General features: G+C 41.8%; 14 protein-coding genes. 4 read left to right on the top strand and 10 right to left on the bottom strand.

The window, feature by feature from the left end:
* Positions 1-15 precede the first annotated feature (15 nt).
* A complete protein-coding gene (clpS, locus tag ACQFX9_RS05180; protein WP_236140808.1) occupies positions 16-297 on the top strand; it encodes an ATP-dependent Clp protease adapter ClpS in 282 nt (93 codons plus the stop codon).
* A 59-nt stretch (positions 298-356) separates the two neighbouring features.
* Positions 357-1181 (top strand): CPBP family intramembrane glutamic endopeptidase, encoded by an 825-nt coding sequence (locus ACQFX9_RS05175; protein ID WP_427161008.1) that lies wholly within the window; start codon positions 357-359, stop codon positions 1179-1181.
* Between the two features lie 351 nt (positions 1182-1532).
* On the opposite strand, the gene ACQFX9_RS05170 is transcribed toward ACQFX9_RS05175, so the two are convergent.
* From ACQFX9_RS05170 to ACQFX9_RS05125, 10 genes are all read right to left on the bottom strand, one after another.
* Complete coding sequence (locus tag ACQFX9_RS05170; RefSeq protein ID WP_427161007.1) at positions 1533-1763, bottom strand: hypothetical protein; 231 nt, start codon at positions 1761-1763, stop codon at positions 1533-1535.
* 72 nt (positions 1764-1835) lie between these two features.
* A complete protein-coding gene (locus ACQFX9_RS05165; protein ID WP_427161006.1) occupies positions 1836-2474 on the bottom strand; it encodes a pentapeptide repeat-containing protein in 639 nt (212 codons plus the stop codon).
* Positions 2471-3853 carry a DICT sensory domain-containing protein gene (locus ACQFX9_RS05160; protein ID WP_427161005.1) on the bottom strand — a complete coding sequence of 461 codons (1383 nt, stop codon included), beginning with the start codon at positions 3851-3853 and terminating at the stop codon, positions 2471-2473. The genes ACQFX9_RS05165 and ACQFX9_RS05160 overlap by 4 nt, the downstream gene beginning before the upstream one ends.
* Positions 3854-4012: 159 nt before the next feature.
* Positions 4013-5590 carry a photosystem II high light acclimation radical SAM protein gene (locus tag ACQFX9_RS05155; RefSeq protein ID WP_427162798.1) on the bottom strand — a complete coding sequence of 526 codons (1578 nt, stop codon included), beginning with the start codon at positions 5588-5590 and terminating at the stop codon, positions 4013-4015.
* Positions 5591-6135: 545 nt separating this feature from the next.
* A complete protein-coding gene (locus tag ACQFX9_RS05150) occupies positions 6136-7062 on the bottom strand; it encodes a bestrophin family protein (protein WP_427161004.1) in 927 nt (308 codons plus the stop codon).
* A gap of 216 nt (positions 7063-7278) precedes the next feature.
* Positions 7279-8103, bottom strand: a complete 825-nt coding sequence (gene map, locus ACQFX9_RS05145) for a type I methionyl aminopeptidase (protein WP_427161003.1) — start codon at positions 8101-8103, stop codon at positions 7279-7281.
* Positions 8104-8323: 220 nt separating this feature from the next.
* Positions 8324-8449: a hypothetical protein gene (locus tag ACQFX9_RS05140; RefSeq protein WP_427161002.1), complete on the bottom strand. Its 126-nt coding sequence runs from the start codon at positions 8447-8449 to the stop codon at positions 8324-8326.
* 33 nt (positions 8450-8482) lie between these two features.
* Positions 8483-11308, bottom strand: a complete 2826-nt coding sequence (locus ACQFX9_RS05135; RefSeq protein WP_427161001.1) for a M16 family metallopeptidase — start codon at positions 11306-11308, stop codon at positions 8483-8485.
* A gap of 133 nt (positions 11309-11441) precedes the next feature.
* On the bottom strand, positions 11442-11870 hold the full coding sequence (locus ACQFX9_RS05130; RefSeq protein WP_427161000.1) for a VOC family protein: 429 nt from the start codon (positions 11868-11870) through the stop codon (positions 11442-11444).
* Between the two features lie 121 nt (positions 11871-11991).
* A complete protein-coding gene (locus ACQFX9_RS05125) occupies positions 11992-12504 on the bottom strand; it encodes a TIGR02652 family protein (RefSeq protein WP_103139318.1) in 513 nt (170 codons plus the stop codon).
* Here ACQFX9_RS05125 and ACQFX9_RS05120 point away from each other — a divergent pair.
* Positions 12503-12661: a hypothetical protein gene (locus ACQFX9_RS05120; RefSeq protein WP_427160999.1), complete on the top strand. Its 159-nt coding sequence runs from the start codon at positions 12503-12505 to the stop codon at positions 12659-12661. The genes ACQFX9_RS05125 and ACQFX9_RS05120 overlap by 2 nt on opposite strands.
* A gap of 82 nt (positions 12662-12743) precedes the next feature.
* Complete coding sequence (locus ACQFX9_RS05115; protein ID WP_427160998.1) at positions 12744-13265, top strand: gamma carbonic anhydrase family protein; 522 nt, start codon at positions 12744-12746, stop codon at positions 13263-13265.
* Positions 13266-13342: the final 77 nt, after the last annotated feature.

The raw sequence follows: 13342 nt of genomic DNA, 5'->3' as shown, positions 1-13342 counted from the left end.
AGAAGAGCAAAAGTTGTGTCAGTCGAAACCATTGAGAAGCGTTCTACATCCCGCAAGCTTGCGCCTCGGTATCGCGTTTTGCTCCATAATGACGACTACAACTCTATGGAGTATGTGGTACAAGTGTTAATAACTACAGTACCCAGCCTAACCCAGCCCCAAGCTGTCAGCATTATGATGGAAGCCCACACTAATGGGTTAGCTTTAGTCATTACCTGCGCGCAAGAACACGCCGAGTTTTATTGTGAAACTCTCAAAAGTCATGGACTTAGTAGTACGATAGAACCTGAAGAATAGTTGTGAGTCATTAGTCATAATCTGAAATGATCAAGTTGTGACTTTGGACTCAATTAGATATGAAAATTAATTTGATGAACTTAGCTCAACGCCCTGCCCCCATTCGGCTGGGTTGTTTTATTTTGGTTCTATTATTGCTGTGGTTGCCTATAGCTGCACCAATTTATTTACTAGTAGATGACTCTAATACAGTCAGTATTATCACAATGGTGGTGCTGTATATAGAGTTTATTTTACTGTTGAGATTCTGGGGTCAAAAAGTCTATCAGCAACCACAGATATTAAAGCTTTATGGGTTGAAATTCACAGGACGTAATGGTGTAGAACTACTTTTTGGATTTATTTTAGGCATCATTAATATTTTTATCTTATTCGGAGTACAAAGTATTTTAGGTTGGCTAGTATGGCAATCACCGAAAATCTTTCTACCCAAGTTAATTTTAGAAGGTCTAATTGTAGGTATAGGTGTAGGGTTTGCTGAAGAATTATTATTTCGTGGCTGGTTATTAGATGAGTTGCAAAGAGATTATACTCAGCCTGTAGCATTGTGGACAGATGCACTCATCTTTGCAGCTTTACACTTTATCAAACCACTAACAGCAATTATTGAAACATTACCACAGTTTCCCGCTTTAGTATTGTTAGGTTTAACGCAGGTATGGGGAAAGCGTTGGCGGCGGGGACTTTTGGGCTTACCTATAGGTTTACATGGTGGTTTAGTTTGTGGCTATTACATTATTAACGTCGGGGGATTAAGTCAATATTCTGGTCAAGTTCCCAACTGGGTTACTGGGGTAAATAATAATCCCTTGCAAGGATTAATGGGAGTATTTTTTATGAGTATCTTGGCTATGTGGATGTGGCGGCGGAGTGTCAAAGGTTAATAATGATAAAATACGGTGTAATTTTATTAATACTAATAGTATCTTGCTCTTGGGTGTCTCCTGCTTGGGCTATAGTCTGCCGCAACTATGAAGGACATGAAATTTGCATTCTTAGTATTAAACGTAGTGCGAAGAAATATTGGGAATATCAAGCATCTGTAAGTGTTGACGGAGTTAAAACACCTGTAGAAATATACAATTGTCGAGGTAAGTTTAAATTACAAAAAGATAGGACTGTAATTCAATTTACTGAAAATAGTCCTGGTGAAATGATTTGTAGTTTTTTTAAGAAATAGGTAATTACAATTATTTCTGTCGCCAAATTTAGACTAATCAATATATTATGTAGTATCAAATATCCTCCCGTGCAAAGGTTGCCCATTCCTCAAAACGAGCTGCATCAATCTCATCTGCGGAAGGTGCTTTTCCCAAATCCGCACACAAACCCCATAATGATTGACGTGGAGTAGGAATTTCATGAATTAATTCTTGTTCTATGTCAGGAACTATTTGCTGAATTAAGCGCACCTTGTCCACTGTAGAGAGTTGCTTTGCTAAATCAATAACTTCCTGTAGAGTCACAGACTTTCACCTAAGTTTACCTATAATCCAAGTGTAGCAAGGGTAAAAAATGAGGATACTGTCCCCATTGTTTCATGAAACTTTCTCCATTAAAGTACCGACTAAACAAGCTTTCTCTAAATTCACACCATTTAAATTCGCGCCTTCCAACTCAGCACAAAGCAAGTTAGCCCCGATGAAATTTGCCCCGGCTAAATTCGCCCCGCGTAAGTCGGCTTCTTCTAAATTGGCTTCACTAAATAACGCCCCTTGCAAGTCAGCGCGGCTTAAGTCTGCGCCTTTGAGATTTGCACCCGTCAAGTTAGCACCCCGTAAATCAGCACCGCGTAAATCAACGCCTTGCAAATTAACGTTCATCAAATTAGCACCGCTTAAAAAAGCACCAGCTAGGGATACATCACTCAGTCTTGCGCCCATCAAGCTAGCACCACGTAAGTTACTACCTCGTAAGTCAGCACCAGTTAAATCTGCTTGCATGAGGTTAGCACCCATCAGATTAGCCCGTAAGTCGGTAGCTTGGAGATTAGCACCCATTAAATTTGCACCTTCTAAATGTCCGCCTTCGAGTTTAGAAGCTGTAAAATTAGTCCCGACAAGGGTAGCACCGGCTAAATTAATCCGGCTTAAATCCAGTTGAGAGAGTTCCTCATCTTCTAAATTTACCCCTGCAAGATGTTTCAGTTGTCCTTGTTTAATAGCTTCAATATTCATGATGGGTAAATTCTCATCTCTTCACTGGCCTGGTTTTGACTTTGCCATCGGGAATCGAGCAGCCACATACCTGTGCTAGCTTTGGTTGTCATTAGGGGTAAGTCTAAACCCTGTTGTAAGCCCATGACTAACAAAGTGAGTGCATCTAATAGTTTAGGGTCAAAGCGGTGAGATTGTTGTCTACATTCGGCTAAGGCTTGAGTAAATATTTCTTCCCGTGGCTGTTGGGAAGATTTTTGTTGATTAACTCGCCATTGAAATTCAGCAACTAAAGCCAAAATTCTGGACTCTAAAGGAATTGCATCGCCGACTAATCCGGCTGGTTCTCCTGTACCATCCCAATGTTCGGTTTGGTGTGTGATAATTTGAGCTACTGCCCTTAACCTTGGCATTTTTCGTAATACTTGTGCGCCTGGAACTAGTGGACAACTAGGTGCTGTTTCTTGCTGATGTGTAGTATCACTGCTAGTGAGGACGCTGGGTGCTGTGCGAAATGGATCTATGCGATGTAATAATGCTGCTAGTTTTAGTCTTTTGATTTGCCATGCAGGGAGATCCAGAAGTTGCGCCATTGTTTCGGCGATCGCACTCACTTCCGTGGCGGCCATAGGATTATTAATATCTCCTAATTCCATCAACTGCGCCATTCGCAAAAATGCTTGCACTTCGTTAGAAAGCAAGTTGTTATCTAAGGCTTGCTGACGCATTGCTGTAGGAATTGATAGTTGTTCCTGTCCGGTTTGCAAATAATCTACAACACGGGAGACAACTGAACTCAAATCTTCGGGGTTGATGATGGCTGGGGGAATGGCTTGTTGATGTGCTGAGAGTTTCTGTGCTAATTCTGGATTGTACTTTTGAATGTGAGCGATCGCTAATTCTGCTGTCTCACTCACCAACGTCGGCTCAAATGTCCACAACCCATAAAACTTACGCTCTAAATCGGTAGCAGGTAATCCTCTGGCACCATAATCAGCATCTGATAACTCTTGACAAAGTACCATTGCTGTGTATTTTGGCGATAAAATAATCAAATGCCATTCCTGCGCCACTGGATCTGTTTCATCCAATGCTACCAAGTCCACATTTGACAATTGACTAGTAGGATTTTCCCTAAAGCCCGCATCTGGTGCAGCCATAATCACAATTTTGCCACTGTGTTTGGCAATGTCTGCATATCTTTCCGCCTCCTGCAAATACCACTTACCTCGTTGAAAAGCAGTGATCACTAGGGGTGTGCTGTCATCGTTTAATATGTGGTCTTCCAGCGCATGACACAAAGCCACCAGCGTATTTTTATAATACACCCCAAAGTGAATCGGCCTAACAGTCGAGCGATGGGCGGTTTCTAGTAGTTGGAGAATTGAACCTTCTAGCATAGGCAGGGGGCAGGGGAGGCAGGGGGCAGGGGAAGCAGGGGAGGCAGGGGGGCAGGGAGGCAGGGGGGCAGGGGAGGCAGGGGAGGCAGGGAGGCAGGGGAAGCAGAGAAGAAAAACTAATGAGTTATTACTCATTACTCAGCACTCAGCACTCAGCACTCACAACTCAGCACTAACTAACTGTTTCTCTTTCGTTTCTATCGGTGCAGATAGTGCTGCTTCTAAATCGGCACAGCCCAATTTTTCTTCTAAGATGTTCATGACTTCTCGTCCGAAATCGTTGGGGTTTCTTTGCCAGGCTTGTAAACAAACTTCACCAAAGAATGAACCAAGCGGTTCAGGATTCCATAGTAGTTTTTTAGCAGTCCACGGCATCAAACTCATGGGATTATACCCTGGTTTGAGAACACCTTGTTTCAAGGCATATTCTTCTAGGTGGGTGTGGGGTTGTAAACCGATAAAGAAAATAGCTGGTTCAACTTTATCAGCACCGAAAATCTTTTCTAGTTCTCGGTGGTATGCAATGGTTTGGCGGATGGTTTCGGGACGTTCATCAATGACGTTAAAGGAATAGTTAACAGAGACTAAATCGTTAAAACCAGCTGCTTTTAAATCGCGACAATTTTGCAGCACAGTCCGCAAGTTGTAACCCATCCGCATTTTCCGCACGAGTTCTTGAGAACCGCTAGTAATACCGATTTCAAAGTAATTCATCCCTGTTTTCGCCATCAAATCGCACAACTCTGGTGTGAGGTTGTCGGCTCTGATGTATGCTGCCCAATGAATATCTGTCATCCCAGAATCAACGATTTTCTGTAAGAGTTCTACAGCATCGTCAATAAATCGCCGCGCTGGGATAAACTGAGCGTCTGTAAACCAGAAATTACGCACACCACGATTATATAGTTGGCGCATTTCTGCCACTATTTCTTCGGCGGGGTTAATTCTTACCTGTTTCCCTTCGACAACGGTGTAGACACAATAACAGCAGTTGTGGGGACAACCTCGTTTAGTCTGTACACCAATGTAAAAGTCTTGTTCTTGGAGGTAATAATTAAACTCTGGCCAAATAGTTTCTATATAGTCATAGTTACAGGCTGTTTTTTCTAAGGGCGTGGGTTGTTCGTGAATTAGTCTTTGTCTTGGTTTGGCTTCCCCTACCACATAACAACGTTCATCTCGAAACTCTTTACCACTCAGAAATTTTTCCAGCAGGGTTTCCCCTTCACCCACAGAGATAATTGTCCCTGGGGGTAGGCTTTTTCCTAGTTGTTCGTAAAATACGCTAACTGCACCGCCACCAACGACAGCACGGGCTTGAGAATGATATTGTCTGGCGCGTTTCAAACCCCGTTTGATGAGTCCCAGGTTACGCCACAACTCTACATAGTAAGCAATGAAAATGCGTAAACCGCCCAAAGCACCACGCAATTTAATGAAGGGGTTTTTCGCGTAGTAAAACTCAAATGCGTTTTGTAGCGGATTCCCACCACGCCCACCCACTGGGGCATAAATTTGAATGTCCCGCCAAGAAAATACCAGTAGTGTAGGCTGGAATTCATCGATACAACGATCTAAGGCTAAGGCATAGTCTAGAGGTGGGACTGTTCCCAAATCAAAAATGCGTTGTTCGATGTGGGGAAAAACCTTGTGGACGTGATCACTTAAGTAAACAACCCCTATGGGAAAGATAGGGTTACAAGGAAGGCGAACATACAAAATTCGATTTTCCATCATCTTGCCGGTTTTGGGGAAAGTCTGAGAAACTATTAATTTCTTATGTGCTACTTGAGTAAGCATTTAATTAGCAATCATACTTGACATTTAAGCAGATTCTTGGTAAGTGAGTTTGCTTAGTTTTGCCGAGTATGAATCAGGTTTTATGAAGAAAATTTTCATATATCTTTACCATAACATTGAGTTTCTCAGAAAGTTGCTCTCTGTTCACGTGATTTGATGAATGGAGAGGAAAATTTTGGTGTGTTCTTGGAAACTTCCAGAAAATAAACTATCCCATTTCTGTGAGAAGACATCGTGATTTTTCCCACTGCCCCCCGTCATCTGCTGGGCTGTTGACTTTGTTAGTTTCTAGTAAATATGTACCATGTAATTTATGTTTCGTTAAAAGCCTAGCTATTACTAGGTTTTAGCCATAGTGAAGACCGATAAAAAACTGTATGAACCAGACCCCAAAAAAGCCACAGAGTCAACAGCCTAGTGTAGAGGAGACAAGGGAGACAAGGAAGAAATATTTAACCTAATGCCCAATGCCCCATGCCCAATTACAATTCAGGCGGCAAAAGGGATAGTTCGTTGTCTTGGGGCGATCGCGTTAAGTATAAACTGATTAAATCATCAATATTACGTCGCATAGTCTGACAAATTGTATCAAGGGGTAAGTCGTTGGCATCGTAACCAAAAGGATTTTCTATCTCTAACCCAATGGCTTCAATGCCAAATAAGGTAAAACTTACTAACGCCGTAACTGCACCTGTCCACCATCCTAAACTTTGCACCATTTGAAATGGTAGTAACAAGCAATATAGTAATAATAATTGTTTTAAGTGAATGGAATACGCTAGGGGCATGGGGGTTTTTAAAATGCGTTCACAAGCACCTAGATTATCTACCAAATTATTTAGTAATTGTTGAATAGCTGTTAACTGATAAGAATTGAGACAATTATTATTGTATTGCTTTTGTAAATAATCTTCTACCCAAAAAACTATTTCTAGAGGAGGATTATTCATGGTTTTTAGTTTGAAGTATTTAGCAGAAGACATTAATTCTTCTAACTCATTATTGACTAATTCTCCTCTAAGATGTGTTTTAGTAGCAACTGCAAAAGCTACTAGTAAATATAAAGCCCCGATTTTTTCTTTCTTATCTTCCGGTGCAGTTTCCGCAACTGATACTAAAATTTGTCTTGCTATGTTACGGACATTATTAACTATAGAACCCCAACATTTTCTACCTTCCCAAAATCTTTCATAGGCTGTATTAGTGCGAAAAACTAATAATAAACCCAAAACAATGCTAGGAATAACAGTCCCTAAAATTGGTTGCGATACAGGTAATTTGAAGTAATAAAGTAGAGAAACGAAAACTCCAAATAAGCCACAGCCAATTACCCGTCTATATATTGATGCAAGGACTGAACCTTTAACTTGAACAGCCGTTTGCAACCAATGTTTTTTTTCAACACTCATAGGTTATGCCTAACAATAATTTTATTTTTGTAAAAATTTGGGGATGCTGATATCAGCAGGTCTATAGAAAGAAAAATATTGACTACGACTAGACAATCATAACCCTCGATGTAAGATAAATGGCACTGAGGAATTTACAGATGAGATATTTGCTAGTCCGTTAGCAAAAAGCGATCGCATTGGTAAAGTGCGATCGCTTTTAGTTATATTCTGTGACTAAATTTTGGTGCGATCAGTCAAAATTTCATAACCAGTTTCTGTCACCAAAACTGTATGCTCAAACTGTGCTGACAAGGAATTATCTACAGTTACAGCCGTCCATCGGTCTGCTAAGGTGCGTGTATGTTTAGAACCAGCGTTTAAAATTGGTTCAATGGCCAAAGTCATACCAGCACGCAGTTTCACATTAGGCATTTCTCTTGTACGGTAGTTAAACACGGATGGTTCTTCATGTAAATTACGTCCGACACCATGTCCGGTAAATTCTTCTACCACAGTGTAACCATGTGCTTTTACATGATCTTCAATTGCACCGGCTAAATCTAATAAGTATGCACCGGCTTTGACTTGTTCAATACCTTTATAAAGTGCTTCTTCCGCAACGCGAATTAATCTAGCAGCTTCTGGGGTGACTTCATCCACAGCGATAGTAATGCAAGAATCACCATGAAATCCTTGATAGTAAGCACCTGTATCCACTTTTAAGACATCCCCAGCCCGAATGACTTTTTTCGGATTAGGGATACCATGCACTACTTCGTTATTAATGCTGGCACAGATAGAACCTTTAAAACCGTGATATCCCTTAAAACTGGGGGTTGCATCCATTTCACGGATACGTTTTTCTGCGTAAGCATCTAAATCGGCTGTAGTCATACCTGGCTTGACTAACTCCGAAATTTCCTTGAGGACGGTAGCAACAATTTTTGCTGATTGCCGCATAATATCAATCTCACGCGGCGATTTAATTTCAATTCCTCGGCGTTGTTTAGGTGTTACGGGTTTAGGTACTTGAGACAGTAAATTGGTGAGGATGTTCATGGGAAACTAATGATTACTTGCGCCTTAGAGCTAATTTTGCTGTGTTTTACTAGAAGTTTAGTTGAGAAATACTATCTATTTTTAAGTTAGCTTATTTTTTGTGGCGAAATAGTCAATGGTCAATAGTCAATAGTCATTAGTCAATAGTCAATAGTCAATAGTCATTAGTCAATAGTCAATAGTCAATAGTCATTAGTCATTAGTCATTAGTCATTAGTCATTAGTCATTAGAGGTTGATACTCTTGTTCCTTGTCTACCTTGTCTACCTTGTCTACCTTGTCTACCTTGTCTACCTTGTCTACCTTGTCTACCTTGTCTCCCAATGCCCAATGCCCAATGCCCCATTCCCCATGCCCAATGCCCAATGCCCCATGCCAACTATCTGTGAGCCAAGATAGGGGGGCCAGCAGTCACTACAACCAGATTATCAGGATGTAGTAATTCACGGGCGGCTTGATTCACTTCTGTCAGGGTAACTTGTTGAATTTTTTGGGTATAGGTGTGTAATTCTGTTTTGTCTAAACCATATACCTGATTCATCAAGATGTTACTAGTTAATTCTTCTGGATCTGCTAAAGAAACGTGATAACTACCAGTCAGGCTACGTTTAGCCATTTCTAATTCTGTGGCGGTGACACCTTGTTGATGGATGTTTTGTAGTAATTTACGGGTGCTAGCGATCGCTTGATTAGCATCTTCTGGGCTGGTTTGCATTTCAATCCAAAATGTCCCAAAGTCTTTTTCCGCTTGAAAGTGACTGTAAATTCCGTATGTTAGGCCTTGGCGATCGCGAATTTCTGCACCCAGGCGACTAGATAAGGTATCGCCGCCTAAAATTTGATTCAATACTAAAGCACTGTAAAATCTAGGGTCTTGGCGTTTGATTCCTGTATAACCCATGTAGGTGATAGCTTGGGCTTTACCTGGAATTACTGGGTTGACTCGCACTAAATTACTGGGGTTGGATACTTGGGGATATTCGACTTTTGGCGGTGAACCACTAGCACGCCAATCACCAAACTCTGCTTGAATTAGCGATCGCACTTCTTCTGTGTCAAAATCTCCCACCAGTGCTAACACCATACTGTCTGGACGATAGTATTTGTTTTGGAAAGCAATTACATCTTTTCTCTTAATGCTTTGCAGACTCTCGGCTGTGGGGAACTTATGTAGAGGATGTTTTTTCGGGTAAATCGATTGCAAAAATATTTTGCGCGCCACTGCGGCTGGATCATCTAATTCTACTTTCAAGTCTGTTAAGGCTTGTTGGCGATTTAATTCCAACTCTTTCTGCGGAAATGTACTATTTTTTAGGGCATCTGCTAAGGTTTTAATTAATACTGGTAAGTCTTCCGCCAGACTATTACCCTCTATTTGTACGCCATTCCGATAAGCTTCAAAATCTAAAGTCGCGCCTCTGTCTTCCAAGGCTTTCGCTAGGGTAACAGCATTTTTGGTTTTCGTTCCACTCATCAAGCTATCTGCTACTAGTGCAGCTAATCCTACTTGTTCTCCTGGGTCAAATTCTGTACCTGCTTGGATATGACCACTTAAAGTAATGGTGGGTGTAGAGCGATCGCTTAATAATAATACCTGTAAGCCATTAGCTAGGGTGAACTGCTGTGGTACTTGCAGTGTCTTATTGTTAACCTGTTCATCATGTTCAATGACTGGTAAGTAGCGCAGCATCTCAGCTGGCAAAGTGGGTAAATTACCAGACAAATTTTCCCTAGTTTGTGGAGGTGGCTGTTTTGACGCGATTTCTTTATTTTGATTGGTAAGCGGTTGAAAAATTCCCACTTTCCGCGCCGATGGATGCAGATATTTCTTTAATACGGCTTTGACATCTGCGGACGTAACTTGATGCACAGCCGCTAAATAATGGTCTGTGAAGCGATAATCACCCGTAGTTGTCTCATCATTACCTAACTGCATGGCTTGATCAGTAATACTACGGTTACTCAAAATAGTCGCAGATTCTAACTGTCTTTTCGCTCTAGCTAACTCGGCGGCGGTGACTCCTGTTTTAGTAAGTTTCGCGATCGCCTGGTTCACCACAGGTGTCAGCTTACTCACATCTTCATCAGGATCAGCCGTGACTAGCAACTCATACCACCCACCTTGCTTTAAACTCACCACTGCGCCTGAAATATCAGTGGCTAAACCCGATTCCACCAAAGCTTGATATAGTCGAGAATTTCTCCCTTCTGTCAAAATATAATCCGCCACTTCTAAAGCCGGCATATCTGGATGATTTGCAGATGGTAAAGGATAGACAGCCTGCAATAATGAAGCTGAACCCTGTTCTCGTAAAAAGATGGGCGACTTAGAATTACTAACTATTGACTGTTGACTATTGACTGTTGACTGTTGACCATTGACTATTGACTGTTGACCCTTGGGAATACTACCAAAAATTTCCTTGACCGCAGCTAGAGTTTCTTGAGCTTGACAATCGCCGACAATGATTAAAACGGCATTTTCAGGATGATAAAACTGACGATAGTATTGGCGGACTTGCTCAATCTGGAATTTTTCGACATCAGCCTTAGTACCACCTACAGGTAAACCGTAACCATTGGGAAATACTGACCGCAAGATAGCACGACTGAGTCGATATTCCGGGCTATTTTCGTAACCTTGTAACTCCGAAATGACTACCCGCTTCTCGCTAGCTAGGTGTTCACTATCCATCAGCGCATTTTGCATTCTATCTGCTTCGAGAGCTAGCAATGCTTTGAGCTTGTCTCGTTCCACCGTGCCGTAATAAGCTGTTTGGTCGTAACTTGTAAAAGCATTCGAGTCACTACCCAAAGCACTAAACAACCAGCCAAATTGAGTCGGACGGCTAGTTGTACCTTTAAACATCATATGTTCTAGTTGATGGGCAATGCCATTGACTCCTGGTGCTTCTTGGCGTGAACCAAACTTGTACCATACTTGCACACTCACTACAGGAGCTGTATGAACTTCTTTAATGAGAACAGTTAGTCCATTTTCTAAAACAGTCCTGTGGACATTTTCCGTTAATTTTAAATCTTGGGAATTTTTGGTCACTAATGTTAATTGGTTTCTCTCACGATTTAGGGTACTTATATCTTGACTCTTAGCAGGCGCATTGCCAAGAAATAATAAGGTCATTAATGAAACGATAAACAGCAATAGATGAAAACGATATCTATAGGCAGCTGATAATATAGACATTTGCTGTGGTAGATGTATTAAATAAAATCATTCTCTATAGTTATTGCCGAGAATATTCTCATTCTCTTGAATAAATATGTTACCTTGACGATAGCAATAAATGTATATAAAAAGACAAAATAAAAACAAGAAACTAATGTTGTTTGCTTAAAAATCGGATGAACTCTAAAGGCAAGCCATCCGTATCGGCAATAAAGGCTACTTCTAAAATGCGATCGCCTATTTGCTGTTGAGTCGGTTCTAAAAGAATTTTTAAAGGTGGTAATTCTACTGATAATGCTACTCGTTTTTGTAAATTTGTCAACCACCCTGGTAAATCTTCAGTAATTTCCGTTAAATCAAACGACAGATGATAGTAACCCACATAATGCTCATCACTAAACGCATCCGGTGCGGGTTTGGGTTGGGGTATTTGAATTAATTCAATTCTTCCGCCTAATCCTTCCATCCAGCAAGCCAAGGTGTAGCCTGTGGTGAAGCGTTCACAGACTGTAAAACCTAAGATTTCATAAAAAGCGATCGCGTGATGGATATTCGCAGTCCGAATAGAGGCGTGGTGCATTTTGGGGATTGGGGATTAGGGATTGGGGATTGGGGATCAGGTATTGGGAATGTATTGTGTAAATCGGAAGTTGAGTTACTTCCTCAGTTCCCAGTCCCCAGTCACCAATCCCCAGTCCCTTTTATTCAAACAATCTGAAATAAGGGTAGCGCACCGGCACACCCGGTTCTTTATCTAAATCGAAATTAATCACTTCCCAGCAAGGATCTTCGGCTGGATCAGGACTAAATTCTACAGGTAAGCCGTATAGCCTTGCAGATGATGCTTCTTGCTGTCCAGAACGCCAAGGTGTACTGCGTTCTAAATAGCCACTCATCAACTCCTGATAACGTCTGGCGATGATCACTCGTGTCGCTCGATAGCCTTGGGTGTATAGTTTGTCTAAGGCTTCGTGGATTTCAAACCGAATGCCATCAGGATGAGTATGCTGTCTATACCACTCATTGTTCCACCGTCGCCAATGTCGCCCAGACTGTAGATGAACTAACTCTCCAGTTTTGGGATTAGCTTCAAACGCGCCATGACGAGGGCATAAATAAGTATCAGTTAGTGTCAGTGCCGGAATAGTTTGCCGACAATGGGGACACTGTATATCAGCTCCGAATATAGGGTACTGCAAGCCTGGATTCATCATGAAGTGCGTACAAACGTATTTTCGTATTCACCAGCACCAGTGGGTTGGATTTTACACTCCGGCTCTATCATCAGGGAGAAATCATTCTCGACTGCACATCAAAAACATGAAGCGAGAACAACTTTTACGGATTGTCTTCCTCCTCGAAGGGGAATGACACTGTGATATTCTGGTTTTGCAACCAGTCTCCAAGGATGGAGCCTCTCCAGTGTTCCTGGGTACCTTATTCCTATTCTATCGTGTCTACCGTTTCTTACTGGCCTTCTCCCGATTTTTCTCAAGCTGCCTTCATTGCAGCCAACGCCGTTGTCATGGGTTCAGTCAACATAGCAGCCGGAGTCAGCATTTGGTATGGTGCAGTTGTGCGAGCAGATGTAGAACGCATTGACATTGGCGAATGCACAAATATTCAAGACGGGGCTATTTTACATGGTGATCCTGGGTTGCCCACAATTTTAGAAGACCATGTGACAGTAGGACATCGTGCTGTTGTACATTCAGCCCATATTGAGCGCGGCTGTTTAATTGGTATTGGCGCAGTAGTTTTAGATGGAGTCAGAGTAGGAGCAGGTAGCATCATCGGTGCTGGTGCAGTAGTAACCAAGAATATACCCCCCTTCTCACTAGTTGTAGGCATTCCCGGCAAAATTCTCCGCCAAGTTACACAACAAGAAGCCGCAGACCTCATAGAACACGCCGAACGTTACAAAAAGTTAGCTTTAGTCCACGCTGGGAAGGGAACGGATATTGGGTTTGCTTAAAAATTTGGGCATCGGGCATCGGGCATAGGGCATTAAAATCTACCTTGTCTACCTTGTCCCCCAATCCCCAGTCCCCA

This window comes from Aliinostoc sp. HNIBRCY26, from assembly GCF_050235535.1.
In the GTDB taxonomy this organism is placed as follows: domain Bacteria; phylum Cyanobacteriota; class Cyanobacteriia; order Cyanobacteriales; family Nostocaceae; genus Trichormus.
This window is presented reverse-complemented; position numbering and strand designations above follow the sequence as displayed.

Bases quoted from the DNA above. Each gene is read 5' to 3' on its own strand.
- ACQFX9_RS05135 (WP_427161001.1), bottom strand. From the start codon at position 11,308: ATGTCTATATTATCAGCTGCCTATAGATATCGTTTTCATCTATTGCTG.
- ACQFX9_RS05155 (WP_427162798.1), bottom strand. From the start codon at position 5,590: ATGATGGAAAATCGAATTTTGTATGTTCGCCTTCCTTGTAACCCTATC.
- ACQFX9_RS05120 (WP_427160999.1), top strand. From the start codon at position 12,503: ATGAAGTGCGTACAAACGTATTTTCGTATTCACCAGCACCAGTGGGTT.
- ACQFX9_RS05165 (WP_427161006.1), bottom strand. From the start codon at position 2,474: ATGAATATTGAAGCTATTAAACAAGGACAACTGAAACATCTTGCAGGG.
- ACQFX9_RS05150 (WP_427161004.1), bottom strand. From the start codon at position 7,062: ATGAGTGTTGAAAAAAAACATTGGTTGCAAACGGCTGTTCAAGTTAAA.
- map (WP_427161003.1), bottom strand. From the start codon at position 8,103: ATGAACATCCTCACCAATTTACTGTCTCAAGTACCTAAACCCGTAACA.
- ACQFX9_RS05125 (WP_103139318.1), bottom strand. From the start codon at position 12,504: ATGATGAATCCAGGCTTGCAGTACCCTATATTCGGAGCTGATATACAG.
- ACQFX9_RS05175 (WP_427161008.1), top strand. From the start codon at position 357: ATGAAAATTAATTTGATGAACTTAGCTCAACGCCCTGCCCCCATTCGG.
- ACQFX9_RS05130 (WP_427161000.1), bottom strand. From the start codon at position 11,870: ATGCACCACGCCTCTATTCGGACTGCGAATATCCATCACGCGATCGCT.
- ACQFX9_RS05160 (WP_427161005.1), bottom strand. From the start codon at position 3,853: ATGCTAGAAGGTTCAATTCTCCAACTACTAGAAACCGCCCATCGCTCG.
- ACQFX9_RS05140 (WP_427161002.1), bottom strand. From the start codon at position 8,449: ATGGGGCATTGGGCATTGGGCATTGGGAGACAAGGTAGACAAGGTAGA.